This is a genomic window from Parasediminibacterium sp. HNIBRBA5674 (genome assembly GCF_056745525.1).
On the sequence record NZ_JBQWIE010000021.1, the window covers coordinates 31,828 to 58,738 of the forward strand.

Annotated in this window: 25 protein-coding genes; 17 read left to right on the forward strand and 8 right to left on the reverse strand. The window is 36.9% G+C overall.

Annotated features, from left to right (window positions below; genetic code table 11):
* Nucleotide 1: 1 nt before the first annotated feature.
* On the reverse strand, nucleotides 2–1,225 hold the full coding sequence (locus tag ACT9TX_RS11420) for a trans-sulfuration enzyme family protein (protein WP_481338422.1): 1,224 nt from the start codon (nucleotides 1,223–1,225) through the stop codon (nucleotides 2–4).
* Between the two features lie 125 nt (nucleotides 1,226–1,350).
* Nucleotides 1,351–1,791 carry a DUF2147 domain-containing protein gene (locus tag ACT9TX_RS11425; RefSeq protein ID WP_481338423.1) on the reverse strand — a complete coding sequence of 147 codons (441 nt, stop codon included), beginning with the start codon at nucleotides 1,789–1,791 and terminating at the stop codon, nucleotides 1,351–1,353.
* Between the two features lie 346 nt (nucleotides 1,792–2,137).
* Between ACT9TX_RS11425 and ACT9TX_RS11430 the strand changes: the two genes are divergently transcribed.
* On the forward strand, nucleotides 2,138–5,944 hold the full coding sequence (locus ACT9TX_RS11430; RefSeq protein ID WP_481338424.1) for a DEAD/DEAH box helicase: 3,807 nt from the start codon (nucleotides 2,138–2,140) through the stop codon (nucleotides 5,942–5,944).
* Between the two features lie 55 nt (nucleotides 5,945–5,999).
* On the opposite strand, the gene ACT9TX_RS11435 is transcribed toward ACT9TX_RS11430, so the two are convergent.
* Nucleotides 6,000–6,491, reverse strand: a complete 492-nt coding sequence (locus ACT9TX_RS11435) for a helix-hairpin-helix domain-containing protein (protein ID WP_481338425.1) — start codon at nucleotides 6,489–6,491, stop codon at nucleotides 6,000–6,002.
* Nucleotides 6,481–6,858 carry a VOC family protein gene (locus ACT9TX_RS11440; RefSeq protein ID WP_481338426.1) on the reverse strand — a complete coding sequence of 126 codons (378 nt, stop codon included), beginning with the start codon at nucleotides 6,856–6,858 and terminating at the stop codon, nucleotides 6,481–6,483. The genes ACT9TX_RS11435 and ACT9TX_RS11440 overlap by 11 nt, the downstream gene beginning before the upstream one ends.
* 258 nt (nucleotides 6,859–7,116) lie before the next feature.
* On the opposite strand from ACT9TX_RS11440, the gene ACT9TX_RS11445 reads away from it, so the two are divergent.
* Nucleotides 7,117–7,725 (forward strand): pseudouridine synthase, encoded by a 609-nt coding sequence (locus tag ACT9TX_RS11445; RefSeq protein ID WP_481338462.1) that lies wholly within the window; start codon nucleotides 7,117–7,119, stop codon nucleotides 7,723–7,725.
* Nucleotides 7,726–7,984: 259 nt separating this feature from the next.
* Nucleotides 7,985–8,515, forward strand: coding sequence for a hypothetical protein (locus ACT9TX_RS11450; RefSeq protein ID WP_481338427.1), 531 nt, complete (start codon nucleotides 7,985–7,987; stop codon nucleotides 8,513–8,515).
* A 40-nt stretch (nucleotides 8,516–8,555) separates the two neighbouring features.
* On the opposite strand, the gene ACT9TX_RS11455 is transcribed toward ACT9TX_RS11450, so the two are convergent.
* Complete coding sequence (locus tag ACT9TX_RS11455; protein ID WP_481338428.1) at nucleotides 8,556–8,762, reverse strand: YtxH domain-containing protein; 207 nt, start codon at nucleotides 8,760–8,762, stop codon at nucleotides 8,556–8,558.
* Nucleotides 8,763–8,839: 77 nt separating this feature from the next.
* On the opposite strand from ACT9TX_RS11455, the gene ACT9TX_RS11460 reads away from it, so the two are divergent.
* Together ACT9TX_RS11460 and ACT9TX_RS11465 are read left to right on the forward strand one after the other, a co-directional pair.
* A complete protein-coding gene (locus ACT9TX_RS11460; protein ID WP_481338429.1) occupies nucleotides 8,840–9,922 on the forward strand; it encodes an AI-2E family transporter in 1,083 nt (360 codons plus the stop codon).
* Between the two features lie 7 nt (nucleotides 9,923–9,929).
* A complete protein-coding gene (locus ACT9TX_RS11465; protein ID WP_481338430.1) occupies nucleotides 9,930–10,520 on the forward strand; it encodes a YdeI/OmpD-associated family protein in 591 nt (196 codons plus the stop codon).
* On the opposite strand, the gene ACT9TX_RS11470 is transcribed toward ACT9TX_RS11465, so the two are convergent.
* Nucleotides 10,521–11,711 carry an aspartate aminotransferase family protein gene (locus tag ACT9TX_RS11470; RefSeq protein WP_481338431.1) on the reverse strand — a complete coding sequence of 397 codons (1,191 nt, stop codon included), beginning with the start codon at nucleotides 11,709–11,711 and terminating at the stop codon, nucleotides 10,521–10,523.
* A 228-nt stretch (nucleotides 11,712–11,939) separates the two neighbouring features.
* Between ACT9TX_RS11470 and ACT9TX_RS11475 the strand changes: the two genes are divergently transcribed.
* Together ACT9TX_RS11475 and ACT9TX_RS11480 are read left to right on the forward strand one after the other, a co-directional pair.
* Nucleotides 11,940–12,470, forward strand: a complete 531-nt coding sequence (locus tag ACT9TX_RS11475) for a gamma carbonic anhydrase family protein (protein ID WP_481338432.1) — start codon at nucleotides 11,940–11,942, stop codon at nucleotides 12,468–12,470.
* Nucleotides 12,471–12,534: 64 nt separating this feature from the next.
* Nucleotides 12,535–12,762, forward strand: a complete 228-nt coding sequence (locus tag ACT9TX_RS11480; protein WP_481338433.1) for a hypothetical protein — start codon at nucleotides 12,535–12,537, stop codon at nucleotides 12,760–12,762.
* Here ACT9TX_RS11480 and rsgA read toward each other — a convergent pair.
* Nucleotides 12,759–13,757 carry a ribosome small subunit-dependent GTPase A gene (gene rsgA, locus ACT9TX_RS11485; RefSeq protein ID WP_481338434.1) on the reverse strand — a complete coding sequence of 333 codons (999 nt, stop codon included), beginning with the start codon at nucleotides 13,755–13,757 and terminating at the stop codon, nucleotides 12,759–12,761. The genes ACT9TX_RS11480 and rsgA overlap by 4 nt on opposite strands.
* Nucleotides 13,758–13,893: 136 nt before the next feature.
* Here rsgA and ACT9TX_RS11490 point away from each other — a divergent pair, with 136 nt between their 5' ends.
* The 5 genes from ACT9TX_RS11490 to ACT9TX_RS11510 all read left to right on the forward strand — a co-directional run bounded on the left by ACT9TX_RS11490 (nucleotide 13,894) and on the right by ACT9TX_RS11510 (nucleotide 19,869).
* The gene (locus ACT9TX_RS11490; RefSeq protein WP_481338435.1) at nucleotides 13,894–14,490 is read left to right on the forward strand and encodes a hypothetical protein; all 597 of its coding nucleotides are present in this window, start codon (nucleotides 13,894–13,896) and stop codon (nucleotides 14,488–14,490) included.
* A gap of 106 nt (nucleotides 14,491–14,596) precedes the next feature.
* Nucleotides 14,597–14,770, forward strand: a complete 174-nt coding sequence (locus ACT9TX_RS11495; protein ID WP_481338436.1) for a hypothetical protein — start codon at nucleotides 14,597–14,599, stop codon at nucleotides 14,768–14,770.
* A gap of 12 nt (nucleotides 14,771–14,782) precedes the next feature.
* Nucleotides 14,783–15,544: a DUF6261 family protein gene (locus ACT9TX_RS11500; RefSeq protein WP_481338437.1), complete on the forward strand. Its 762-nt coding sequence runs from the start codon at nucleotides 14,783–14,785 to the stop codon at nucleotides 15,542–15,544.
* Nucleotides 15,545–15,913: 369 nt separating this feature from the next.
* Nucleotides 15,914–19,117 (forward strand): S41 family peptidase, encoded by a 3,204-nt coding sequence (locus ACT9TX_RS11505; protein WP_481338438.1) that lies wholly within the window; start codon nucleotides 15,914–15,916, stop codon nucleotides 19,115–19,117.
* 98 nt (nucleotides 19,118–19,215) lie between these two features.
* A complete protein-coding gene (locus tag ACT9TX_RS11510; protein WP_481338439.1) occupies nucleotides 19,216–19,869 on the forward strand; it encodes a Pr6Pr family membrane protein in 654 nt (217 codons plus the stop codon).
* Nucleotides 19,870–19,969: 100 nt separating this feature from the next.
* Here the strand turns inward: ACT9TX_RS11510 and ACT9TX_RS11515 are convergent, their stop codons facing one another.
* Nucleotides 19,970–20,752: an NIPSNAP family protein gene (locus ACT9TX_RS11515; protein ID WP_481338440.1), complete on the reverse strand. Its 783-nt coding sequence runs from the start codon at nucleotides 20,750–20,752 to the stop codon at nucleotides 19,970–19,972.
* A 73-nt stretch (nucleotides 20,753–20,825) separates the two neighbouring features.
* Here ACT9TX_RS11515 and gltX point away from each other — a divergent pair, with 73 nt between their 5' ends.
* The 5 genes from gltX (at nucleotide 20,826) to ACT9TX_RS11540 (ending at nucleotide 26,811) form a co-directional block, all read left to right on the forward strand.
* The gene (gene gltX / locus ACT9TX_RS11520; protein WP_481338441.1) at nucleotides 20,826–22,340 is read left to right on the forward strand and encodes a glutamate--tRNA ligase; all 1,515 of its coding nucleotides are present in this window, start codon (nucleotides 20,826–20,828) and stop codon (nucleotides 22,338–22,340) included.
* 81 nt (nucleotides 22,341–22,421) lie between these two features.
* The gene (locus ACT9TX_RS11525) at nucleotides 22,422–22,829 is read left to right on the forward strand and encodes a cobalamin B12-binding domain-containing protein (protein WP_481338442.1); all 408 of its coding nucleotides are present in this window, start codon (nucleotides 22,422–22,424) and stop codon (nucleotides 22,827–22,829) included.
* Between the two features lie 193 nt (nucleotides 22,830–23,022).
* Nucleotides 23,023–23,799 (forward strand): enoyl-CoA hydratase/isomerase family protein, encoded by a 777-nt coding sequence (locus tag ACT9TX_RS11530; RefSeq protein WP_481338443.1) that lies wholly within the window; start codon nucleotides 23,023–23,025, stop codon nucleotides 23,797–23,799.
* A 67-nt stretch (nucleotides 23,800–23,866) separates the two neighbouring features.
* Nucleotides 23,867–26,155: a tetratricopeptide repeat-containing sensor histidine kinase gene (locus ACT9TX_RS11535; RefSeq protein WP_481338444.1), complete on the forward strand. Its 2,289-nt coding sequence runs from the start codon at nucleotides 23,867–23,869 to the stop codon at nucleotides 26,153–26,155.
* The gene (locus tag ACT9TX_RS11540; protein WP_481338445.1) at nucleotides 26,152–26,811 is read left to right on the forward strand and encodes a response regulator transcription factor; all 660 of its coding nucleotides are present in this window, start codon (nucleotides 26,152–26,154) and stop codon (nucleotides 26,809–26,811) included. The genes ACT9TX_RS11535 and ACT9TX_RS11540 overlap by 4 nt, the downstream gene beginning before the upstream one ends.
* The last annotated feature ends 100 nt before the right edge of the window (nucleotides 26,812–26,911 follow it).

Sequence of the window (26,911 nt, forward strand, 5' to 3'; positions counted from 1 at the left end):
TTTATGCTAATGCTTGTTCAAAATCGGCAAGAATATCTGCCACATTTTCAATACCTACGCTTAAGCGTATTAAGCCATCGGTAATACCAAATTTAAGGCGTTCTTCTCTTGGTACGCTAAAGTGCGTCATACTTGCTGGGTGCGATAGCAAAGTATCAACAGTACCAAGGCTAACAGCACGCACACACATTTGCAATTTGTCTATAAAACTTTTGCCTGCTTCTAAGCCACCCTTTAGCTCAAAGCTCATTAAAGCACCAGGATGTTTCATTTGCTTTTGGCATAAATGGTAATCGGGGTGAGATGTTAAGCCTGTATAGTTAACATGTGCTACCGCAGGATGCTGTTCTAAAAATTTAGCAACAATCATGGCATTGCTACAATGGCGATCCATGCGTAGTTCTAGTGTTTTCATACCTGTAATTAAAAGGTAAGCATCAAACGGATTGCCATTGCCACCAAGTAAGGCATGCCATTTCCACACTTTGGTTTTCATCAATTCTATGTCTTTACCTATCAATGCCCCACCTATAGCTGTACCATGACCATTTAAAAACTTAGTAGTACTATGAAACACAAAATCAACACCGTATTTAAAAGGTTGCTGTAAGTAAGGCGTTGCAAATGTATTATCTACACTTACCAGCATATTTTCTGCTTTTGCAAGTTTGGTAATGGCTTCAATATCTACACATTGTATGGTTGGGTTAGCCGGTGTTTCTAAATGCACTAGCTTAATAGAAGGATTGTTTTTGATGGTTTCAGCGGCAATATTTAAGTCACGTAAATCTGCAATAATGATGTTGATACCACTTTGTGCCAATACTTTGTGCATTAACTCGTAAGTACCACCATACAAAGAGAAATGCGATAAAACGCTATCGCCACTTTGTAGATTAGCTAAAAATAAAGTAGCCATAGCAGCTTGCCCACTAGCGTGTAACAAGGCTTTTAATTGCAATGGCTTGCCTGCCTCATCGGTAAGGCCAAAGGCTTCTAATGCAGCAATGGTTTGCTCGGCATTTTTAAATGTAGGATTGCCCCAACGGCTGTATATTTTTTCTTTATCAAGGCTGGCAAAGCGTTCCATACCTTGTTCTGCTGTATCGAATGTAAAGGTAGATGTGGCGTAAATAGGCGTTAAATGCGATGATTCTGCATGGTTATTATCTGCACCATGAATAGCTACTGAACTAATACCTGTTAGTGGAAATGTTTGGCTCATACATTGATTTATCTGTGATAAACCAAATGTAAGGTTAACAAAGCTATTTTGTAGTTTATGATTGATGATTGGAAATTGTACCACATTAACTGCAAACAAACTACATGTAAAATGACTAATCAAAGCTATTCAGCTAGTGGGCAGATCCAACTTTTGCCCAAAATAGAAAAGCCACAGAAATAGCCACGTAGTTTCAACTCTTTACCACGATGAATAATTACGCCACAGTAGGTTTTGCCATTGGCTGGGCTGTACACAGTACCGTTTTCGTACATGCTTGTATCGGTTGCACTGCGTGTAAATCCTTTTAAAATTATCGAATTGAGAATGGGTTGCGTTTTAGCTTTATGATCTGGGTTTAGCTTATCGAGTTTTACTTTTCCATCTGCTTCTAAAGGGCGCACCATCCAAATTATTTTGCCATAAAAAATACCATCGGGGGCTTTAAAAATTTGAATCTTCACTGTTTTTTCTTCATTGTACCAAATGCGCTCTATTTTGTCTTTTTGGGCAAATGTGGTGCTATAAGTTAATAGAAGTAATATGGATAGTGCAATACCTTTCATTGGTACGATACTACAGAATTTATTTTGAATTACTACTCATTTAACAAGACATTTTTAGCTAATATCACTGCAACATAATTGCAAAATGAGTGCTACCAAGAGCTTTACATTTATTAAGCTACAGGTTCAACTCATTTCTTGTGATAGTTATAACAAGTTTTGAACTGGCAAATGACCATTTGAGCCATTTTTTGAAGCGTAAAATGCTTACTTAACAAACATTTCATGCACAGGCAATAATAAATACTTTATACTCTCACTATCATTCCTTTACATTTGTAAATTGCATTTTTCGCAGGCTGCTTGGTTTTGGCTAAGCAAAACATCAATCTTATCAAATTAAAAAATGGCTTTACCGTATCTCGTTAAACATATTTATAACAATGGTTCGGAAGAAGTAATTCGTCGTGGTAAAAAAATACATGCCTTGGGCAATGTAGAATTGATAGAGTACGATGAATTAATGGCATCTGTAAATTTTAGGGTTAAAGACGATAGTTATTCTACTTATTACAAAGTGTATGTGTCGCAGTTTAAAGATCCTGCTACATTAAAATTGCGCTGCACCTGCCCTTATAACCTAAGTGAAATTTGCCGCCATAAGGCTGGCACACTATTCACCTTGCAAGAAATGTTGGATAAAAATATGCTTGGCGAACGTGAATTAGTGTACGATCAAAAGCATACGGTGGTAAAAATGAAAATGCTGGATTTAAAGATGATACGCATGTTATCATCACCAGAAAGTTTTATTACTGCCGAGAATTTTTTACAAGATAAAAAAGCCAAAATAGTAAGTGCCAAAGATGAACGTGTAACGGCCAATGTAGAGTTAGGTGGCACGATGTATAACCTTGTTTTACTTAAAAACGAAGAGCGCAATTTTGATACAAGTTGCACTTGCAATAGCGATACCAAACACCCATTGTGTGTACACAAAACCATTGTGTTTTTACAGTTGCTAAAAAACAAAGGCGCTAATTATTTCGATACCATTCGTAACTGGGATGCTGTAAAAAACAAGCTACTAAGCATTTACGGTTATAGCCTTAACGACGATTTAAAAGGCAAATTTGAATTTACGTATACCGATGGTAAACCCTTTTTACGTGTACTAGATACCTCTATAAAACGTGTAATTACTGTAACCAATACGGTAGATGTAAAACCAACAATAGTAGAAGAAGCACCAAAGCCACAAAGCAAGGTAGATGCTACTAACGAGGCATTTGAAGCCACAGAAATTAAGGAACAAGTACTGGCAAATAAAGCTGCCTTTAAGCTTGGCGTGGTAATGACAACCAACGAGCAGCAATATCCATTTATACAAATAGATGCGGTACAAGGCGAAACAGACGAAGACTTCTCTAAATACACTAGCAAAGTAGAAAGATTAGACTTAAACAAGTTCATTAATACCGATGTGTTTAATGAAGATGACAAAATGATGGTGCAGCAGTTGCGTAAGCTATTGCCTGTAGAGGTACATAAATACCTTAACCGTAACTCGCCTTTTAGTGGTATTTGGGAAAATATTATTCAGCAGCATACCGATGAACTGCCTGAAGAAACCCGTAATCTAATTAATGAGTATTTACAACCAAAGTACAAGAAATTATTAGCCGATTTATCGGGCAGTAATTTTGTGTTTTACCTACCGTTCAAGAAAAGCTTTACTACCGCAAACCTAGAGCTAGCCGAGTTTTCAGCCGAAAGCATTGTGCCTACTTTTGCTGTAAGTTATGATGCTGGCAAGTACACGGTAGAGTGTAATGTTAAGTTACCTTCGGCAGAATTAAACATCACTGAAAATGAGTGTGCTGGCGTGATGTTGTTTCAATACCACAACCAATTTTTTACTTGGAATAAAAGTGAAGATATTGCTGTAGTAAGCAAATTTTTACCATCAGGTACACTTGAAATTGATGAAGCAGATTGGGCTAGTCATTTACAAGAATTCATTTTGCCACTTACTAAAGATTACAACGTCAACTTTGGTAATCTTGAAAAAGAAGAGATACGTGATGTATTGCCAGACTGTAAAATACTCTTGAAAGAGAAAGGTGATTATCTAGTACTTGAGCCAGTATTTAGCTACAAAGGCTACGAGATAAGACAAAGTGATAAAGACAAGATTATATTGCCTGTATCAGATAAAATTTTGGTGATACAGCGCAATGTAGAGGCAGAGAAAAACTTTATTCAGAAGATAGAAAACTTGCACTCAAACTTTATTCGCCCAGCAGATAACTATACGCTAGCGCTAAAAGGTGCTGATGTATTAAAGAACAACTGGTTCTTCTTGTTTATAGATGCGGTGAAGGATATGAATGTAACCGTGTATGGCTTTGATGCGTTAAAGCATTTTAGATTCAATACGGCTAAGCCTTCTACCAAAATATTTATTAGTAGCAATACCGATTGGTTTGATGCCAAAGTGCAAATAAGTTTTGGTGAGCAACAAGTAACTGTAGATGACATAAAGCAAGCCCTTGTAAACAAGCAACAGTATGTACAATTGCAAGATGGTACATTGGGTATATTGCCAGAAGAGTGGATTAAGAAGTACTCGCTATTGTTTAGAGTAGGTGAAGGTAAAAGCACTAACATTAAGCTAAGTAAGTACCACTTTAGTGTTATTGAAGAGCTATACAATGAGCGTAATGAAGAGGAATTATTCTTTCAGCTAGAAGAGAAATACGAAAAGCTGAAAGAGAATTATGCCATAAAAGATATCGCACCACCATCACACTTAAAACCCATTTTACGTCCTTATCAAGAAAGTGGTTTTCAGTGGTTAAATTACTTGCGTGAAGTGCAGTGGGGTGGCATTTTGGCCGATGATATGGGTCTTGGTAAAACCATACAAACCCTAAGCTTTATGTGCCATTTAAAAGAAGAATTAGGTACACTTAAAGCATTGGTGGTTTGCCCAACTACTTTGATGTATAACTGGCAAAATGAAATTAAAAAGTTTGCACCTAACCTTACTTTCTACATTCACCATGGTGGTAGCAGGTTGCGTGAAAACTTACAGCAAGATCATATTGATGTCATCATTACTACTTACGGTACGCTACGTAGCGACATAAAGCAGTTTGTAGATATGAGCCTTGACTATGTGGTACTAGATGAAAGTCAAGCCATTAAGAACCCAAGCAGTAAAGTAGCTAAAGCGGCTTGCTTATTACGAGCTAAAAACCGCTTGTGCTTGAGTGGTACGCCTTTGCAAAACAATACGTTCGACATATTTGCCCAAATGAATTTCCTAAACCCAGGCATGCTTGGTAGTGTAGAGTTTTTTAAGCAAGAATTTGCAGTACCTATTGATAAGTTTGGCGAGAAAGAACAGAAAGAACATTTGCGCAAACTACTATACCCTTTCATTTTGCGTCGTACTAAAGAGCAAGTGGCTAAGGACTTACCTGAGAAGCAAGAAATGGTACTCTTCTGCGAAATGGGTGATGAACAACGTAAAATATACGATGCATTTAGAAACGATTTTAGAGAGAAAATTTTAGGTACGGTAGATACGCAAGGTGTAGGCAAATCGCAGTTAACTATTTTGCAAGGCTTAATGAAGTTGCGCCAAATATGCGATAGCCCATACATAATGAACGAGCCTGAAAAGTATCCAAATGTGTCTGTGAAATTAGAAGAGATAGGTCGTGAGATTACTGAGAATATTAGTAACCACAAGGCACTAGTATTTTCACAGTTTTTGGGTATGCTAGCATTGATAAAACAGCGCTTGCAAGAGCTAGGTGTAGCTTACGAATATTTTGATGGTAGCACATCGGCACAAGACCGTGAGAAAGCCATACAAAACTTCCAAAACAACGAAGAATGTAGGGTGTTCTTAATTTCACTGAAAGCGGGTGGTGTGGGTTTAAACCTTACGGCTGCTGACTACGTGTACATTGTAGACCCATGGTGGAATCCTGCGGTAGAACAGCAAGCCATTGACCGTACACACCGTATAGGCCAAACCAAAAACGTATTTGCCTATCGCATGATTTGTACCGATACGGTAGAAGATAAAATACTGAAACTACAAGAGCGTAAAAGAGCCCTTGCAAGAGACTTAATTACTGATGATGACGGCTTTGTAAAGAGCCTAACAAGAGAAGACGTGGAATACTTGTTCTCTTAGTTTCTAAACCCGACAGGTCTTCAAGATCTGTCGGGTTTGTTTTAAATTCAGTAAGCTATTTTTTATTTGTTCTTTTAAATTCAATTGTTTCGTGCCATGCCTTTTTAGGTCTGCTTGCAGGATAGCCGTTTTCAAGGCGGTATTTTTTTCTTTGTTCGGTAAAATCCCACCACGTTTTTGTGGCGTCATTCGTTTGGGCAAAATTTACCACCAATCTAAATTGGTCTTCAACGCAAGGGTCTACCCAATAGCCTTTTTTCTGTTCGTATTCATCTGTTAATGTGGCGCCGCTTTTGTTTGTAAGCTCATTAAGTGTGTAGTAACCCAAGAATACAAGGTCTTCTGCAAACTTGATACCTATTGATGGAACGGTCTGAAATTCCGCTAAGGCATACACTTCTTTTGCACGTTGCGATGGTGTACCCAAAATAACCTCTAATTCGTCTATAGCATAGTTGAGAATGTCAGATATTTTCACTTTGTGTTTTCTCAAATTGACTCTTTCAAAATCAGTCAGCGTAAGCTCTATGTTTGTTTTAGGCTTCATCTTCGGCGAAAGTTAGTAAGTATCCGTTGTTATCTTCAATTGAAAATTCGGTAGCACCATAAAAGGTTTTTTCAAGCCCTTTAATCACTGTTACCTTGTCTTTTATTTTGTCAAATAAATCTCTAATGCCGGTAGTTTGAATATACAACAACAAAGAGCCTCCTTTTTGTCTTGAAACTGTCGGTAGTTCATCACCCAAGCTTTCAAAAGTTTGAAACATAAATACAACAGTTTCGCAAGTCATCATTGCAAAGACGTAGTTGCCCTCTTCAGGCACTGTGGTTGTTACACTAAAACCCAATTGCTTGTAAAAGTCAATGGTTGCATTAATGTCGTTTACAAAAATGTTTGGCGATACTGATTTCATGTCGTTCTTTTTCTGTTGAGTTTTGTGAATGTTTCGAAGGTAAAGAGATGGCAGATATGTATCTGCTTATTGTATGAATGGGATTAAGAAAACCCAAATTATTTAAGGTTTCTGGTGTTAATGCAGCACATCTCGAAAAATGAGATGATGCACTTGTTAAGTATAACATATCTTACTACATGTTTTCCAAATCAATACTCACTTACCAAATAACAAGCGTTTATTTGCACCCACTCAAGCAAGTCAAAAATCGCCATGATGCATCGCTATTTTGTTATTAATAAACCCTACCACATGGTATCTCAGTTTATCAGTTCGCACAAAGTGCACCTGCTAGGCGAGTTAGATTTCGATTTTCCAGAAGGTACACATGCCATTGGTCGATTAGATAATCACTCAGAAGGCTTACTATTGCTTACTACCGATAAAAGAGTTACCAAACTATTATTTGAAAGTAAAACACCACACAAAAGAACCTACTTGGTAAAAGTGCGCCGATATGTAAGCGAAGAAGCCTTATTACAATTGCAAACTGGTGTAAGCATTATTATTAAGGGTGGTGCTAGCTATACCACACCACCTTGCGATGTACAAATTGTAACACCACCGGCAGACTTGTTTGTTGGCGGTTCTAAGCAACGAGAAGACTTGCCTTACACATGGCTATCTATTACCCTTACCGAAGGTAAATACCACCAAGTGCGTAAAATGGTAGCTGTAGTCAATCATTCTTGTGTGCGTTTAATTCGTACCAGTATTGAAGACATTACACTAGGTAACCTACAGCCGGGCGAAGTAAGAGAAATGGCTGAGGCAGATTTCTTTCAGCAATTACATATTGATGATTGGCAAGCGATTAGTAAATAATATAGTACAATGAAATATTTCTTTAAATGAGGTATAATTTTTTAATCTGCTGATTAGTAGCTAGAATGAAGTGTTTTTCGCTATCTATTATGGTATTTGATACTTTATTGTTATGCGAAGCTTTGTGCTAATATTAGTGACGCACGTTTAGTAGTATGATTAAAAGCATATTTTTTTGATGATTTAATGTAGGTAATTACCTTTTTATCTTAGCTTTACCCAACTAACCATTATTAGCTAGCCTGAAATACCCCTAAAAATGACACTGAAAGAATTTGTTTTTGAAAACAACAACCATTTCGTTGGTGTGCAACAGCATACTTTTTTTGGCAAAAGTGTGTTCTTGGTTTTAGTTACCAAGAATTTTTTAATTGGCTTGGAATTAAATAAAAGCCTAAATGTAGAAAATGTACCTACTTTGTTTTCACAAAGCTTGCCAGAGAAAAATACACCTCGAGGTTCTTTCTCAAACCCATATTCTTATTTGAAAGAAAAACACGTAAGAGCGGTTGAAAAAAAGTATCTCTTCGACCAGAGTATTAATGCCATAAGTAGCCGTAATTTCCGTATTGATAGAATAGACATAGAGAATGTGCATTTTGAACCATTGAAGATTGCAGGGTTCAATTACCCTCATGAAGGTAAAATACATATTCGCTATCAAAAACGTGGCAAAGCTGGTAAAGGCATCAGAACCACGCAGGAAGAATCCTTTGTAATTCTTGGCGAACAAAATGCTACTGAAATAGTGAAAAGTATAGTAAAGCAGCCCATTGAAGAAATGGCATAGCAACAAAAATTATCAAATAAGTGAGGCGTGGTTATAATAACTACGCCTCACTTATTTTGGCTTCCATCTCATCAAGTTTTACTTTACCTTTTTGAATTAAATCTTCTAATTCTTCTCCTAAATCTTGCAATTTAGTTTTAGCATCTGCTACAACTTTTTTGCCTTTATCGCTTGATAAAAATAGCGCTATTGCTGCGCCAGCGGCTGCACCTAGAATAAGCCCACCAAAAAACTTTTTGTTGCTCATACAATAATGGTTTACATAAATTTACTAGAACAATAACTTGGCACAGTTTTGCATAAATCGTACCAAACACAATTTGCATGGAAAATAACAAACAAGACCTTAAGATTAATCGATATTTTTTCTTGGTCGTTATTATCATATTTGCGCTGCTTTTATTGTGGGCATTAATGGAATTTTTTACAGCCTTCTTAGCAGCAGTCATGTTTTACGTACTTAGCAAGCCATTGGTATATTGGCTGGGTAAGCAATGGAGCTGGAAACGCAATACCGCCGCTATTTTAGTGATTTTCGTATCGTTCTTTATTATTCTGTTGCCTATTGGTGTTTTTGCTACCATGCTTTATGGTAAAGTAGTACAAGTTGCTGCTCACCCTGATGATATCATTAAGCCATTTAAACACTTTGGCGAAATTGTTCAGCAGCGTTTTGGTATCAACATTATTTCAAAAGATAGTTTGGCTAAAATACAAGGGATGGCTACGCAAGCCATCTCATCTATACTTAACGGTAGTTTCAACTTTTTTACTACCATAAGTATGATGTATTTTTTCCTGTATTTCATGATTATGAACACAGGAAGATTAGAAGCAGGATTAATTTTATACCTGCCTTTTAAGAGAAGTAAAATGGAACTATTTGGCAATGAATTAAAGGCACAAACTTTTAGCAATGCAGTAGGCGTACCATTAATATGTGTGGTACATGGCTTGCTAGCTTTTGTAGCGTACTTAATTGCGGGTGTAAGCGATGCTGGTTTTTGGGGTGTTGTTACAGGTTTTGCTTCTGTAATACCATTAGTAGGTACAGGCTTAATTTGGCTACCTACAAGTGTTTATTTATTGGCGCAAGGCCATACATGGCAAGGCATTTTTGTAATTATCTGGGGCTTACTGGTTATTGGTACAAGTGACAATGTTATTCGCTTTGTGTTAGCAAAAAGAATGGCAGATGTACACCCAATAGTAACTGTGTTAGGTGTAATTATTGGGTTAAGATCTTTTGGTATTACAGGTTTAATTTTTGGGCCATTAATAATTTCTTACTTTTTGATATTGCTTAAAATTTACTACGTAGAGTATCAAAAACCAGAGGTAGAAAGACAAAAAAATTTACTGCCGAGTTACTTGCAGTTTAAGCAAATAAAACCTCAAAGAAAATAAGCATAGGATGGAACTTAAAGACGGTGTGGCTAGTTTTTATGCAAAAGACCATGCAGCTTGGCGGGCTTGGTTGCAAGAAAATCATACTTCTGAAAAAAGTGTTTGGCTAATTATCTATCGAAAAGAATGCGCTACACCAAGCGTTTATTATAGCGAGGCTGTTGATGAAGCGCTATGTTTTGGCTGGATTGATAGTAAGCCTAACAAAAGAGATGATGAAAGTTATTATCAGTTTTTTGCAAAGCGTAACCCAAAAAGCAATTGGAGTAAGGTAAATAAACTAAAAGTTGAGAAACTTATTGCAGCAAACATGATGACTGAGGCTGGTTTTAAAATGATTGAAATAGCCAAACAAAATGGTAATTGGGATGCCCTAAAAGATGTTGATGAAGTAATACTACCTGTTGACTTACTTGAAGCATTTAGTAATAACAAACAGGCATTTACAAATTTTGAAGCATTTTCTCGCTCATCACGTAGGGGTATTTTAGAATGGATATTAAATGCCAAGCAACCTGCTACAAGGCAAAAACGCATTGCAGAAACGGTACGTTTAGCCGAGCAAAACATTAAAGCAAATCATCCCTTACCTAAGTAACTAGCTATTGGTTACAGTATGTATACTACTAACGATTATTTTACACATATCAATGAGTTCTTCGTTGGTAATTATTAATGGTGGTGCTATGCGCAAGCTTTTATCGTTAAATAAAAACCAATCGCTTATAAGCCCATTGGCAATACATTCTTTTATCACTGCATGATTGGTGGCAAAGCTATCAAACTCAATAGCCATCCATAAACCAGCAGTACGCACAGCTTGAATCATTGGGTGTTTAATGTGTTGTAATAGTAGTTGTTCTTTAGCGGCTACCTTAGCTATGTAATCAGCCTCTAGCAATACTTTAAAACCTGCCATACCTGCTGCACAACTTACTGGGTGGCCACCAAACGTCGTAATATGCCCAAGTACAGGGTTGCTAGTAAGTGTGCCCATCAAGCGTTTATCGGCTATAAATGCACCCAATGGCATACCGCCACCAAGTGCCTTGCCAAGTAGCAAAATATCTGGTACCATATCATATTGTTCAAAAGCCCAAAGGCTACCTGTCCTACCAAAGCCTGCCTGTATTTCATCTAAAATTAGTAGCACGCAATGCTCGTTACATTTTGCCCTTACTGCTTGCAGCCATTTTGCCGAAGGCTTTACAATACCACTTTCTGCCTGTACGGTTTCTATAATCACACAAGCTATACTACTATCAATTGATGCAAGCAAATCATCACTATTAAAATCGTAATGATAAATATTTGGTAGTAATGGTCTGAAAGCATTTTTAAAATATTCATCGCCCATTACACTTAATGCACCTTGCGTACTTCCATGATAAGCATTTTTACAACTAATAATCTTACTTCTGTTAGTAATACGCTTTGCTAATTTCATAGCGCCTTCTGTTGCTTCTGCACCGCTATTGGTAAAGTACACGCAGTTAAGCGAAGGTGGCAAATGCTGTGTAAGCAGTTCAGCATAAGCTACTTGTGGTTGCTGAATATATTCACCGTAAACTATCAAGTGCATATACTGTGCGGCTTGCTGCTGTACAGCTTCTACCACTTTAGGGTGACTGTGACCAATATTAGCAACACTAAAACCACTGATCATATCAAGGTATCGCTTGCCATGTATATCGTACAGCCAAATGCCTTCTGCTTTAGCCATTTCTAAGCCTATTGGTGCATCAGACGTTTGTGCTACATGATTTAAAAACTGGTTACGAAGCGACATGGTGATTTGAAATTTGGGATTTGTAGTTTAGGGTTTATGAGTTTGATAGTTTATTAAGTTTAAAAAGTTTACACAGTTTAAGTACAAACATTTCACAAGGTAAAGTTAGCTTATGAAATAGTTACTACTGCTTCTATTCATGCGATAATCATTTTTTCTATCTACTTTTAAACTTTAGAACTTTATAAACTTCTTGAACTATAAATTTCAAACTCCAAACTAAAGATAATGGCTTACATACTTACTGTACTTGATAAAACACCTGTTTTTGGCACTAATTGTTTCGTAGCACCAAACGCAACTATTGTGGGCGAAGTGGTAATGGGTGATGATTGTAGTGTGTGGTTTAATGCGGTAATACGTGGTGATGTAAATGCTATTACAATGGGTAATAAGGTAAATGTACAAGATGGTGCAGTGGTGCATTGTACATACTTAAAAAACCCAACGGTTATTGGTAATAACGTATCTATAGGGCATAATGCATTGGTACATGGCTGCACTATTAAAGACAATGTGCTAATAGGTATGGGGGCAATTGTGATGGATAGATGCATTGTAAATAGCAATGCCATTATTGCTGCAGGTGCAGTAGTAACCGAAGGTACAGTGGTAGAAGCAGGTACTATTTACGCAGGTGTACCAGCTAAAAAAATTAAAGACATTTCTAAAGAACTAATAAGCGGCGAGATAGATAGAATAGCCAATAATTACGTGAAGTACGCTAGTTGGTTTGAAGCTTATAATGAGAAAAAATAGTGCTCGCAGATGTTGCAGATAGCGCTTATTTTTCATCCTCTAAATCAAAACTTTCACCAAAAATATGAAGCTTATACTAACTGCCATAGCCTTTATCGTGTGCTTATCAAGTTGTAGTGTTTTTCAAAAAAATCATTATTCTACACCTATTGGTGCTGAAATGATAGAGAAATATTGCCAAGCGGGTTTTAAGCCACGTAATAAGCGAGAGAAAGCTGAATATAAAGCTACTTGGAAGCAAGTAAACAGAGATAGGCGACTCGCCAAAAAGCAACAAAAGCAACAAGGTTAAGACCAGCTTTTCTCTTCAATGGTATCTAGTATTTTTAGGTAATTAGCGTATCTGTCTACTGATATTGTGCCTTCGTTTACGGCGTCTTTTATAGCACAATTCAACTCGTTGGTGTGCATACAATTATTGTACTTACAGTCATTAAGCAGTGCATTCATTTCAGGAAAATAGCCACTTAGTTCTTGCTTCGTAATGTCTACCAAGCCTAGTTCTCTTATACCAGGCGTATCTATTATTTTACCGCCAAATGGCAGGTCAAACATTTCGGCAAATGTGGTCGTATGTAAGCCTTTGCCGCTCCAGTCGCTTACCTCTTGTGTACGTAAGTCAAGCTCAGGAAAAATAGCATTAATAAAGGTAGATTTACCCACACCGCTATGGCCACTAAGCAAGGTAGTTTTGTTATGCATCAATGTTTTTATCGCATCTAAGCCTGTACCTTTTTGTACACTAGCTAGTATTACGGTGTAGCCTATTGCTTCATAAATAGCTTTTAGTTCAGCAAAGCGGTCAAGCTCTTTTTTACCATAAGTATCAGCCTTGTTAAATACAATTATCGCAGGCAAATGATACATCTCGCAGGCAATTAAAAAACGATCAATAAAACCTGTAGATGTTTTAGGATCTTTAAGCGTTGCAAATAGTAAGCTTTGGTCTAGGTTAGACGAAATAATGTGGTGCTTATTTTTATTGTGTGGGCTAAGGCGTGCCACATAATTTCTACGGTCGTAAATTTTGGTAATTGTGCCAGTATCTTCAAGCTCATTTTCCATTTCTACATCCACTTCATCACCCACAGCAATAGGATTAGTAGAAGTAAGTCCATCTATTTTAAACACCCCTTTTATACGAGCATTTAACACCCTGCCTGCCTCGGTTTTTACAATATACCAGCTACCTGTACTCTTATACACTAATGCTTTCATTACTGCGAAGATAACTGATAAGCCAGTCAATAGACCATAGACAATAGACGATGGTTGAGTAGCCCGCATTGTAAATTTTTTATGTCACCAGCGTTGGTACTACTATGATGCTTTTGTTGCGTCGCACACTTGTACGTTCTGTTCGCTATGCAGCTTTTATTAAAGAGTAGGTTTATTATTCGGTATAAACTCAATCCACAATAATATGAACAACATTGAAATGAGATATTCATTTGTGACACTTAAAAGGAATGACCTCGCAGATTTAAACACATTCATAGAGAGCTGGAGTAAAAGTTTTATGTATTTAAACATGGCTTCATACACAGATTTAATTTATAAAGAAGAATTGAGTTTAGAAAACATCGAAGAACTATTCATATGGAAAAACGGTATGAAATTGAGTGGTAAAAAAGATACCGCCTTAAAAGAGAAGATACTATCAAAGCACGAAATAATAAATCAATTGAAACGTGATTGGGACACAAACATTTTCGATAAAGCATTTTCTAACCTAAGTGCAATTTGGAAGATTTTTTTAATGCACATCATTCAACCTGATAAATATCCAATATTTGATCAGCATGTTTTTAGAGTATTCAAATATATCTCAGAACAAGGTAAAGACGCATACTTACCAACTTCGAATGGTGAGAAAATAAAAATTTATCATAAAGACTACAAGCCATTTTATCTGAACTGTAAAGACGTTATGAATGATAATTTCACTTCGAAACAACTTGATAGTGCTTTGTGGACGTTCGGTAAATTTTTAAGTGAGTATCCAAATCTTATTTTATAACACGCATCAACTCTACACTTCTCAATATTGTTTGTATTATCCCATCCGCCCGGCGGACAGACAGAATTACACTTAGTTTACTCTGTTTGCCGGGCAAACGGATAGAATGATGCTTGGTTTAGCCCGTTCGCCGGGCAAACGGGCAGAATCGTTCATGGTTCTTGCTGTTCGCCGGGCAAATAGCAAGAACAACGCATGGTTGAGCCCATTTGCCGGGCAAACAAAAAAAATCAACAATAATTGGGTTGCGTATTCGAAATATTTTATATTAGCAGTATAAAATCAAGCAACTATGACTAAAGAACTGTATCCATTAAAAGTATCTAATCTCACCTATTTAGAATCTGGTCAGATAATAGAACGCCACTTAACAGATGTAGGCACGCTAGACCAAACCAAGCTTACCGATGCTTCACTAAAAGCGTATCTGCTACGTATGGCAGCTAAGAAAACGCTATTTGTAGGCGCATTAAGCCCCATACAAAAAAGTGATAAAACAGATAAAATAGCCGAAGCTGATGACGAAAGAGATACCGCTTATTATGCAATTGGCAAGGTTATAAACTTATATAGTACCTCAGAAATAGCTGCTGAACGTGAGGCTAGTGCATTGCTGAGTATTGTGTACAATAGCTATCAAAACTTGCCAACACTTAACTACGAAGCCGAAACATTGGCCATAGATAAAATGCTTACTGACTTGCAAGATGCTAAGTACACACAAGCTATTGCATTGTTAAATATGGGCAGATATATTACAAGGCTTAGTGCTGCTAATGCAAGCTTTAAAGCATTGTTTGGCGGTAGAGTATTGGATATTTCTGGTAAAGAAAATTTTGATGCCAAAGCCTTGCGTAAAGACCTATTTAAAGTGTACTCAGACTTTGCTAATTACATAGTAAGCCAAGCAAAAGCACCTGCCACAGAAAACGACCCACAGTTTACCGATGTACTAGCCCTTATAAATACAGGGCGTAAATATTATGCAGATATTATTGCAAAACGTGAAGGCGGCAAAGGCGGTAATACTAGTGGCGAAGCACCGAAAGGGTAAAGCATTTCACGCAAAGAAATAAAGAAGACAAAGACCGCAAAGAAACGTTGTGAGCTTGCTATGCTTTGTCACTTTTCGTTTACTGGCGCAAGTGTTCTGTTAGGTTCACTTGTGCCCACTAAACAATCCGATTTGTAATCGGAAATACATAACTGCGGTATTAAGAACTAGCGTACAACCACAACAAACAACCCTTCATTATTACCAATAGCCATTTATCACAAAATGCCATTCTTTTTATGCAATGGCTTATCTTCATTTTTGCTGATTAACTGCTGCTTTTAATACGGATACATAACTGCAACATATATATCCATTTTGGCGCAAGAGTTTAGCTGCGTAACATTCACCAATTTAAAACATCTGCATATGAACAAAGTAGTAACTACCTGTTTACTATTAGCCATTACAGTATTAACTGCTAATGCACAAGCAAGCCCTTCATGGCTGCGCTATTCAACCATTTCACCAGATGGTAAAACCATTGTATTCACCTACAAAGGCGACCTGTATAAAGTATCAGCAAGTGGTGGTAATGCCATGCCGCTTACGTTTCATGAGGCACACGATTTTATGCCTGTATTTAGCCACGATGGTAAAACCATTGCTTTTGCCAGCGACCGCTTTGGCAATTTCGACATCTTCACCATACCGCTAGAAGGTGGCGAGGCTAAACGTGTGACTTTTTATTCAGCCAATGAATATCCGTATGCATTTACCAACGATGATAAGCAAATAGTATTTGGTGGTGTACGTATGGATGTGGCTAGTAACAGAACCTTTCCTACAGGCTCGCAACCAGAGCTATACCAAGTGCCTGCAACAGGCGGTAAAGTAGCACAGCTATTAAGTATGCCAGCAGAAGATGTAAAGTTTAGTAAAGATGGTAGCAAACTTATTTATCAAGATAAAAAAGGTGGCGAAAATGCTTGGCGTAAGCACCACACATCTGCTATTGCAAGAGACATTTGGGTATGGGATATTGCCAGCAATACACACAAGAAAATAACCAGCTTTAATGGTGAAGATAGAACGCCTATTTATACTGATAACGATAAAGCCATGTATTACCTAAGTGAAGAGAGTGGTAGTTTTAATGTACATAAGCAAGCACTTGATATTACTGCTAAATCGCAACAAATAACCACTTTTAAAAAACACCCGGTACGCTTTTTAAGTAGTAGTACAGATGGCACATTGTGCTTTGGTTACGATGGTGATATTTACACTTTAAAGCCTAATGCTAAGCCACAGAAGGTAGCTATTACTATAGCGGTAGATACTAAAAGTAACAACGATAAAGTGCTTGCTGTTACTGGTGGTGCAAGAGATATGGCCATATCGCCCAATGGTAGAGAAGCTGCTTTTATATTTAGAGGCGAAGTATTTGTAACAAGTATAGAAGGTAGTGTTACAAAACGTATTACCAATACACCACAACAAGAGCGCAATGTGAGTTTTTCACCAGATGGTAAAACCCTATTGTATGCTAGTGAGAAAGACGATGCTTGGGAAATAATAGAAACCAAAAAGGTAAAAGAAGATGAGCCCTATTTCTATGCGTCTACCATTTTAAAAGAAACACCTGTTATTAGCAATGCTAATGAAAACTACCAACCATCGTACTCACCTGACGGTAAAGAAATTGCCTTTATAGAAAACAGAATGACACTGAAAGTGCTGAATAAAAGCACTAAACAAACACGTACTATTTTAACAGATAAAGAACTGTTTAGTATGCGTGATAATGACCAATACTTTCAATGGAGCCCTGACGGTAAGTGGTTTTTATTTGACTATAGTGTACCTGGCATAGCTAGTAGTGAGGTAGGTTTAATAAGTAGCGATGGTAAAGGCAAAGTAATTAACCTAACACAAAGCGGCTTTAGCGATGGCGGTGCTAAATGGGTGCTTGGTGGCAAAGCCATGATATGGGAAAGCAATAGAGACGGCTTGAAATCTGTAGCGCAAAGTGGCGGTGCACAGTCTGATGTGTATGCGATGTTCTTTACACAAGAGGCGTATGACAAGTACAAGCTGAATAAAGATGATGCTGCTTTGCTAAAAGAAATAGAAGACACCAAAACCAAAGCCGATACTACTAAAAAAGCAAAGAAAGATAGTGTGGTATTTGATTGGGATGGCTTAGAAGAAAGAAAGGTTAAGCTTACCATACATTCATCATCACTTGCAGATGCATTGATAAGTAAGGATGGTGAAACCTTGTACTACCTAGCCAGATTTGAAAAAGGCTATAATCTTTGGACTACTAATTTGCGCACCAAAGAAACCAAAATGTTATTACCATTAAACAGCCAAGGCGGTAGCATGGTGTGGGATAAAGACCAGAAATTTATTTACCTATCAAGTGATGGCAGCATTACTAAAATAAATCCAGAAACAGGCAAGCAAGACTTTGTACGCATTAACGGTGAAATGACAGTAGATGTAGCCGCAGAGCGAAGCTTTATGTTTGAACATGTATGGCGCAGAACAAAGAAAACATTTTACACAGCTAGCTTTCACGGTATAAATTGGGATAGCTACAAAGCCGATTATGAAAAGTATTTACCACACATTGGTAACAATTATGAGTTTAGCGAAATGCTAAGCGAACTATTGGGTGAATTGAATGTAAGCCATAGTGGTAGTAGTTATAACAGCTTTAGTGCTAATGCCGATGCTACTGCAAGCCTTGGTGCTTTTTACGATTGGAACTACACTGGCAATGGTTTAAAGATTGAAGAAATTATAAAAGATGGTCCTTTAGATAAGGCAACATTAAACTTGAAAGCAGGCATTATTATAGAAGCCATAGATGGTGTTGCAATTACTAGCGATAAAGACTTTGCACAATTGCTTAATCGTAAAGCTGGTAAAAATACCTTGCTGTCTATTGTAGATAATGGTGTGAAAAAAGACATTGCCATTAAGCCTATTAGCATTGGTGAAGAAAATGGATTGCTATACAAGCGTTGGGTAAAGCGTAATGCAGACGAGGTAGAGAGATTGAGTGGTGGTCAGCTTGGTTATGTGCATATACCTGGTATGAATGATGGTGCGTACAGAGATACGTATGAAGATGTGATGGGTAAATATGCAGGAAAGAAAGCCATTGTGATAGACACGAGATTTAATGGTGGTGGTGATTTGGTGGCAGACCTCGCCATGTTTTTAAGCGGCAAGAAATTTATGGATTACAGTACCGACACTAGAAGTAATGGTTACGAACCAAATTTCCGCTGGACAAAACCAAGTATTTCTATCGCCAATGAAGCCAACTATAGCGATGGTCATTGTTATGCTTATACTTACCAAGCGTTGCAGTTAGGCAAGCTAGTAGGTATGCCTGTACCTGGTACTTGTACATTTGCTGGTTGGGAAAGTTTGCAAGACAATAGTATTCGCTGGGGCGTGCCGCCATTGGGTGTTAAAATGATGAATGGTCAGTACTTAGAAAACCACCAAACAGAGCCAGACATTAAAGTGCGTAACGATTATGAAATAGTGGTGAAAGGTAAAGATCAACAATTAGAAGCAGCCGTAAATGCTTTGCTGAAAGACTTGAAATAGTTACTGTTCAATCATTATTAAAATCCCTGTGTGCATGATTGCACACAGGGATTTTTCGTTAATAGAAGTTTATATTTGAGTAACCATTCTTTACAATTATGCCGTTATTACATTCATCCAAAGCGTATAAATTCTGCGTAGTTGCAGGGGCTGTCATTACATGGTTTGCCATTATAGGGCAGTTGTATTTAAACATCGAAAACCGTGTACTGTCGCTGCCACAAACCATTATAAAGTTTGCTAGTTATTTTACAATATTAACCAACATACTTGTAGCCATTTGCTTTACTTGTGTGGCTTTACAGCCAAATAAAAAGTGGGGTAAATTCTTTTCACGCCCACAAGTAGCTTCTGCTATTACCGTGTACATATTTGTAGTAGGCTTAGTGTACAATACCGTATTGCGTTGGCAATGGTCACCACAAGGGCTACAGCTTATAGTAGATAATTTATTACACGTCATCACACCAGTTTGGTTTTTAGCGTATTGGATTTTGTTTGTACCAAAAGCTTCGCTCCAGTATAAGAATGTTTGGGCTTGGTTAATATACCCGCTTGTGTACTGTTGTTATATTTTAGTAAGAGGTGCCATTACCAATATGTACCCTTACTTTTTTGTAGATGCAACGCAATATAGTTACGGTCAAGTATTTCTAAATATTGCAGTACTAGTGCTTGTGTTCTTAGGCTTATCACTATTGTTAATAGTAGTGGCAAAGCGACTTAATAAAAAGACTGCTTTATTGCGTTAAAACATTTTTAATTGCTAGCACCAAAATAAAAGCCTTCGTTTTATTAGCCATCATGTACTTTCATGCAGATAATAAGAAGTTCCAGCATTTTAGTAAGATATTAATAATCTGAGTAGCTAGTAGGTCTTAAAAACCTAGTATCATTTCTCGAAACAGTATTTTGATATTCTGATAAAGCTGATAGGGTTTTCCATTCTGCATCGCTGCCAAATGTTTTCCAATGTGCATCTCTATCGGCTCTGTTGTTAAAGGTAGTCATGTACATTAAGTTGGGCATTCTACTGCCAGCCAATACTTCAGCATAAAATACAGCATTAAAGCCCAGTCTTTTAAACAAGTCTATTTCGCCACCTGCATTAAACATCTTTACTTTTTGGCGATATAAAAACTCTGTAGAAGCTTCGTAACTACGTAACTCATATACTCTTTCTGATACTGAGCTAGTTAATTGGGGTGTTTGCATTCGTGGCATTAGCTCAAAAGCTTTAAGTACTATGGTTTCAATACGCTCAAAGGGCGGTTGATTATAGGCGGTAGTAGTGTAGCTGCTACTATCTTTTTTATTAGCCAAAACATTAGGAATATCAGCTAATTGGTTAAGGTTTTTAAGTGGCACTAGTACATAAAGTTTTTTATCAGCAGCAGTATCATTATCAATACTTGTAAATACACCAATGTTTTTAATACCGAAGGCATGCAACTCTGGTAAGTACACGTTTTGCAAATAGGTTTCTGTGGTAGCTATCTGTGCATTGGTTTTAAAATGATACACAGTTAATTGGTAGTACTCACCTTTTGGTGTGTTGTAAGCTTTGGCTTTGGTAAATGCGCTGATAGTAATGGCAAAAAACAAGCAGGCAATTGATGTTAGATATTTTTTCATACAATAACATTACTACTTTTTTATTGCCTTGCAAAATCATTAGCCAACTAGGTAACACATTTATATTTGCAGAATGAATACGAAGAAAGTACGTGTAAGATTTGCCCCTTCACCCACTGGTGGTTTGCATTTAGGTGGCGTAAGAACAGTGTTATTTAATTATTTATTTGCCAAGCAACATGGTGGCGATTTTGTTTTACGAATAGAAGATACCGACCAAACAAGATTTGTAGAAGGTGCTGAGGCATACATTTTTGAAACCTTAAAATGGTGTGGCTTAGAGCCAGATGAAAGTGCTATTCACGGCGGTCCATTTGCACCATACAGACAAAGTGAACGTAAGCCACTTTATAAAGAATATGCTGACAAATTAATCGCTGCAGGCCAGGCTTACTATGCGTTTGACACGGCTGAAGAACTAGATGCTAAGCGTAAAGAAATTGCTAATTTTCAATACAACCACGCTACAAGAATGAGCCTAAGAAACTCATTAACATTAGGCGATGCTGCTACTAAGCAATTAATTGCTGATGGTGTGCCTTATGTAGTACGTATTAATTTACCAGTAAATGAAGATGTTACTTTTACTGATATGATACGTGGCGAAGTGAGTTTTAATACTAGCCAAGTAGATGATAAAGTATTGCTAAAAGCTGATGGTATGCCTACTTATCATTTAGCTGTTGTGGTAGATGATTTTTTAATGCAAATTACCCATGCTTTTCGTGGTGAAGAGTGGCTACCAAGCGCACCTGTGCATGTGTTGCTTTGGAAATATTTGTTTGGGTTAGATAATATGCCACAATGGGCGCATTTGCCATTAATATTAAAGCCTGACGGTAATGGTAAACTAAGCAAACGTGATGGCGATAGATTGGGTTTTCCAACATTTGCAATGGATTGGACAGATCCTAAAACCAATGAAATAGCTACCGGCTTTAGAGAGAGAGGTTTTTTGCCCGAAGCATTTGTAAACATGCTAGCAGCACTTGGCTGGAATGATGGTAGCGGTCAAGAAATATTTACCATGGAAGAATTGATAGCTAAGTTTAGCATGGAACGCGTACATAAGGGCGGTGCTAAATTTGACTATGAAAAAGCCAAATGGTACAATAGTGAATGGATTAAGAAAATGCCAGTTACAAATTATCAGTCGCAGGTTAAAGCTTTGTTTGCTAAAGCAGGTATTGATGTTTCAGATGATGATAAATTCGTAAAAGTATTAGAGCTAGTAAAAGATAGATGCACTTTCTTAAACGACTTTGTACAGCAAGCATCCTTCTTTTTTAAAGCCCCTGAAACCATTGATATTGCTGCTATACAGCCAAAATGGGATAAAAAGAAAAACTTGTTTTTTATTGAACTAATAAAAGCAATAGAACTTACTAGCTCCTTCGAACCAGCAGATTTTGAACTCGAGTTTAAAGAAATGGCAGCAGCCAATCAACTAAAACCAGGCGATCTAATGCTGCCATTCAGAATCATGTTGGTTGGTGGTAAGTTTGGCCCACATGTGTTCGATATAGCAAGTATCATTGGTAAAGACGAAACTATTAGTAGAATAAAAAAAGTATTGGCTGCATTGTAAAATCAGCCTTTGGTGTATAAGTTAAGCAAGCAGCCATCCAATATATTCAGTTGAATTTCAAATCATTAAATGATAAATTGTATGAGCCGTCCCATTCGTGTTTTAGTTGCTAAAGTAGGCCTAGATGGCCACGATAGAGGTGCTAAAGTAATTGCTACCGCCTTACGAGATGCAGGTATGGAAGTAATATACACAGGCTTGCGCCAAACACCCGAGATGGTGGTTAATGCTGCTTTACAAGAAGATGTAGATGCTATTGGAGTGAGCATTTTAAGTGGTGCACACAATACTGTTTTTCCTAAAATTATTACATTGATGAAGGAAAAAGAGATGAGCGATGTATTACTTACTGGCGGTGGCATTATACCAGAAGATGATATGCGTTCGTTAAATGAAATGGGTGTAGGAAAGCTATTTGCACCTGGTGCTACCACTATCGAAATAGCCGATTATATAAAACAGTGGGTAAAAGATAATAGACCGTTTTAGTTATGAACTCGCTAAAAAGAACACCATTTGAATGGGTTTTATATTCATTAGTAGTAATTGCATTTGCAACGAATGTTTATTTTTTAGTTGCAACAGATAATCCCCCTCAGTGGACAAAAATATTAAATATTGTGGGTTGGGTCATATTATTGAGCCTAGGTGCTAAACAAAATTCTAAACAAAAATAATTTTCATGTACACAACTATTCTTACCTCACTAGAGAACAATATTTTAACCATTACCATCAATAGACCCGATAAATTAAATGCTTTAAACAAAGCCGTTTTTACCGACTTAAATGCGGTACTAGATGATGTGTATTTTAACGCAGACATTAAAAGTGTGATTATCACAGGTAGTGGTAGCAAAGCTTTTGTTGCTGGCGCAGATATTTCTGAGTTTGTAGGCTTATCGGTAGAGCAAGGTGTGGCTTTGGCACAAGCTGGTCAGGACACTTTTTTTAGAATAGAAAATTGCCCAAAACCAATAGTGGCTTGTGTTAATGGTTTTGCGCTAGGCGGTGGCTGCGAGCTAGCCATGAGTTGCCATTTTAGAATAGCTAGCGATAATGCTAAGTTTGGTCAGCCCGAAGTTAATCTCGGTTTGCTACCAGGGTATGGTGGTACACAACGTTTAACGCATTTAATAGGTAAAGGCAGGGCTATAGAGTTGCTTATCAGCGGTGCAATGATAGATGCTAAAACTGCATTAAGCTATGGCTTGGTAAATTATGTAGTGCCTCAAGAAGAATTATTGGCAAAAGCCACCAATATTTTGCAAGTAATTAATACTAAAGCACCTATTGCTGTAGCAGCTTGCATTACAGCTGCCAATGCTGCTTTAGATGAGCAACGTGATGGTTATGCACTAGAAATTGAAGCTTTTGGTAGCTGCTTCGCTACAGATGATATGCAAGAAGGCACTTCTGCATTTTTAGAGAAACGAAAAGCAGTGTTTAGTGGTAAATAAATAGCTAATTTATTTTTTACTCTAACAAAAGAATAGAACTTGGTATTTTTTTCAGATATTGCTTTTCATGCGTCAAATACTAAAAATCATTGTGGTAATACCTTTGCTGGTATGTGCTGTAACTCAAGGGCAAAATAGTAGAGAAATAGATAGTTTAAAGCGCATATTACCTCTACAAAAAATTGATAGTATTCAAATTAATGTTCTTAATAGAATAGCCTTTTTATATTCTGTAACCGATTCTACAAATACATTTTTATACGCAAACCAAGCTCAAGAAAAAGCCACAAGAAGTAACTATAAAAAAGGTGTAGCAAAAGCCTTAGAGGCGAAAGGAAATCTTTTTATTTCTAAATCTAATGGTTCTAAGGCCTTGATTTTTTTTAAAGAGGCGAGTAATATTTGGTCAACTCTAAATGATGAGCTGTCACATGCAGAATGCTACAGAAATATTGGGCAAGCTTACTTGGTAATGCTACAACAAAATAATGCATTAATAGAACTTGAAAAAGCCGAAAGAATATTTATAAAGTATAAAAATAAATTTGGTCTAAGCACAGTTTACCAAACAATGGGTAATGTGTATAGAGATAAAGGAAATAACGAAATAGCGATAGACTATTTTTTAAAAGCTTTAAAACTCGAAGAAGAAAATAAGGATGTAAAGTCTATTGGTTCTATTCAAAATAATCTGGGAAGGTTAATGAATGAAACAAAAAATTATCCAGAGGCCTTAAAATACTATACGCAAAGTATACAAACATCAAAAACGATTGGCGATTTACGACTTATTGGTATCGCTCAACTTAACATTTGCAACGTTTATGCGGTGCAACTAAACTATTCAAAAGCGATAGAATTATTGTTAGAGGCAAAGGTGAATTTTACGAAGTCAAACTTTCAACGTGGCGTACAAATTTGTATTAATAATTTAGGCGCAATTAATTTACGACAGGGTAATTACGATACTGCTATTGTTTATTTAAAATCATCGTTAGCTATTGCGAAGGAAAATCAAACACAGCTTGGTGTGGCCTTGGTGCAACAAAATATTGGTTATGGATACATGAAGCTAAAAAAATTTGATGAATCTTTACAATGGTTTAAAGATGCAGAAGCAACAGCCAATAAATACGGTGCGGACCCTTTTACGTATGGTGAAATTTATAACCATCGATCCATATTGGATTCTACTATAGGCAATTTTGAAAGTGCCCTAGTTTATCGATCAAAATATATGACTATTGCAGAGAAAACAGCAGGCGAATCTGTAATAAAACAAGTGAATGAATTAAAGACAAAATATGATGTTGAGAAGAAAGAGTTGCTTATCAGTTTACTGAATAAAGCCGACTCAATAAAATCACTTGCTATTGCTAATCAGCAAATTGCTATCAATAAAAATTTATACGACATTGCTAATCAAAAATTGGCCTTAGCAGATGCTGGTTTACAATTGGCAGATGATAGCTTACAACTAAGTATTAAAAACGAAACCATCCTTCAAAACAGATTAGATTCTATCCAAAAAGAAGAACGTATAAAAGACCTTAACAAACAAAAACGCATACAAGAACTTGAGGTGAACAGAAAGAATATTGCAATTGTTGCCCTATCAGTTTTTACAGTATTGGTATTGCTATTAGGCTATTCATTTTACAAACGTAGAACTTTGCAACAGCAAGCAAACGCACAAGCTGCATTGGCTAAGCAACAGCAACGAGCTACTATTGAAATTATAAATGCTGAGGAAAAGGAACGTAAACGTATAGCCGAAGATTTACATGATGGTGTAGGACAATTAATGACAGCAGCTTGGTTAAACTTGCAAGCTTTGGATAATCAAATACTGCCAGATAATTCGCAACAATATCAGCTTATAAATAAGACTTTATTATTGGTAGATGAAAGCTGTAAAGAGGTACGTCATGTAAGCCATAATATGATGCCAAATGCCTTGCTGAGAAAGGGTTTAGTAAATGCGGTTAAAGAATTTATTGGGCAAATAAATACAGGTAAATTATCTATTAATTTGCAAACAGAGGAGTTGCAAAAAGCCTTGCCAAGCCACGTAGAAACTATTTTGTACCGGGTAATTCAAGAGAGTGTAAATAATGTGGTTAAACACGCTGAAGCCACACAGTTAGATATTTCCATTAACCAAGATGAAGAAGGTATTGATGTAATGATTGAGGATAATGGTAAGGGGTTTGATACTACCGTTACTAGAGAAACCGATGGTATTGGATTACAAAATATTCAATCAAGAATTTTATATTTAAAAGGTACAGTTAGTTGGGATTCGTCAGCCAATAACGGTACATTAGTGGCCATTCATATACCTGCAAACGCATGAAACAAACTGGTAAAATACGCTTAGCAATTGTAGATGACCACCAAATAGTAATTGATGGTTTAGTAGCCGTATTGCAACAGCAAGATGCCGTTCAAATATGCTTAACAGCTAATTCTGGCAGAGATATGCTAGCGCTATTACAACATACCGATGTAGATATTTTGCTAAGCGATGTAATGATGGATGGCATGAATGGAAAACAATTAGCTAAGGCAGTAAAGGAGCAATTCCCTCATATAAAAATCATTGCATTAAGTATGAGTGGCTCTGGCGAAATTGTAGATGAAATGATTAATGACTCTGATATTTTGGGTTATTTATTAAAGCAAACTGGTAAAGATGAATTGATTGAAGCTATTATAAAAGTGTACAATGGCGGGCAATATTTTCAAGAAAAAATACTAGACGAGTTAGAGAAACAATCACATATAAAAAAATCTGTTACCGATGCGCACTTAACATTGCGTGAAAAGCAAATCATCGCTTTAATGGAAAAAGATTTTAGCAATAAGCAAATAGCTACCGAACTAGATATTGCAATACGTACAGTAGAAACCCACCGCAAAAATATTTTCAAAAAAACCAATACCAATAATCTACTTACTTTGGTTAAATGGGCTTACGAGCATAAGATTTTGGGTGTCCCTAACCCCTAAAGGGCGTTATTAAAGCAAATTATAGTTTAAAAAAACCGCCTTTCCAAACATAACACTTGTCATTATTCCCCTTTAGTTGCTAGGGGTTTCCTACCGTCTC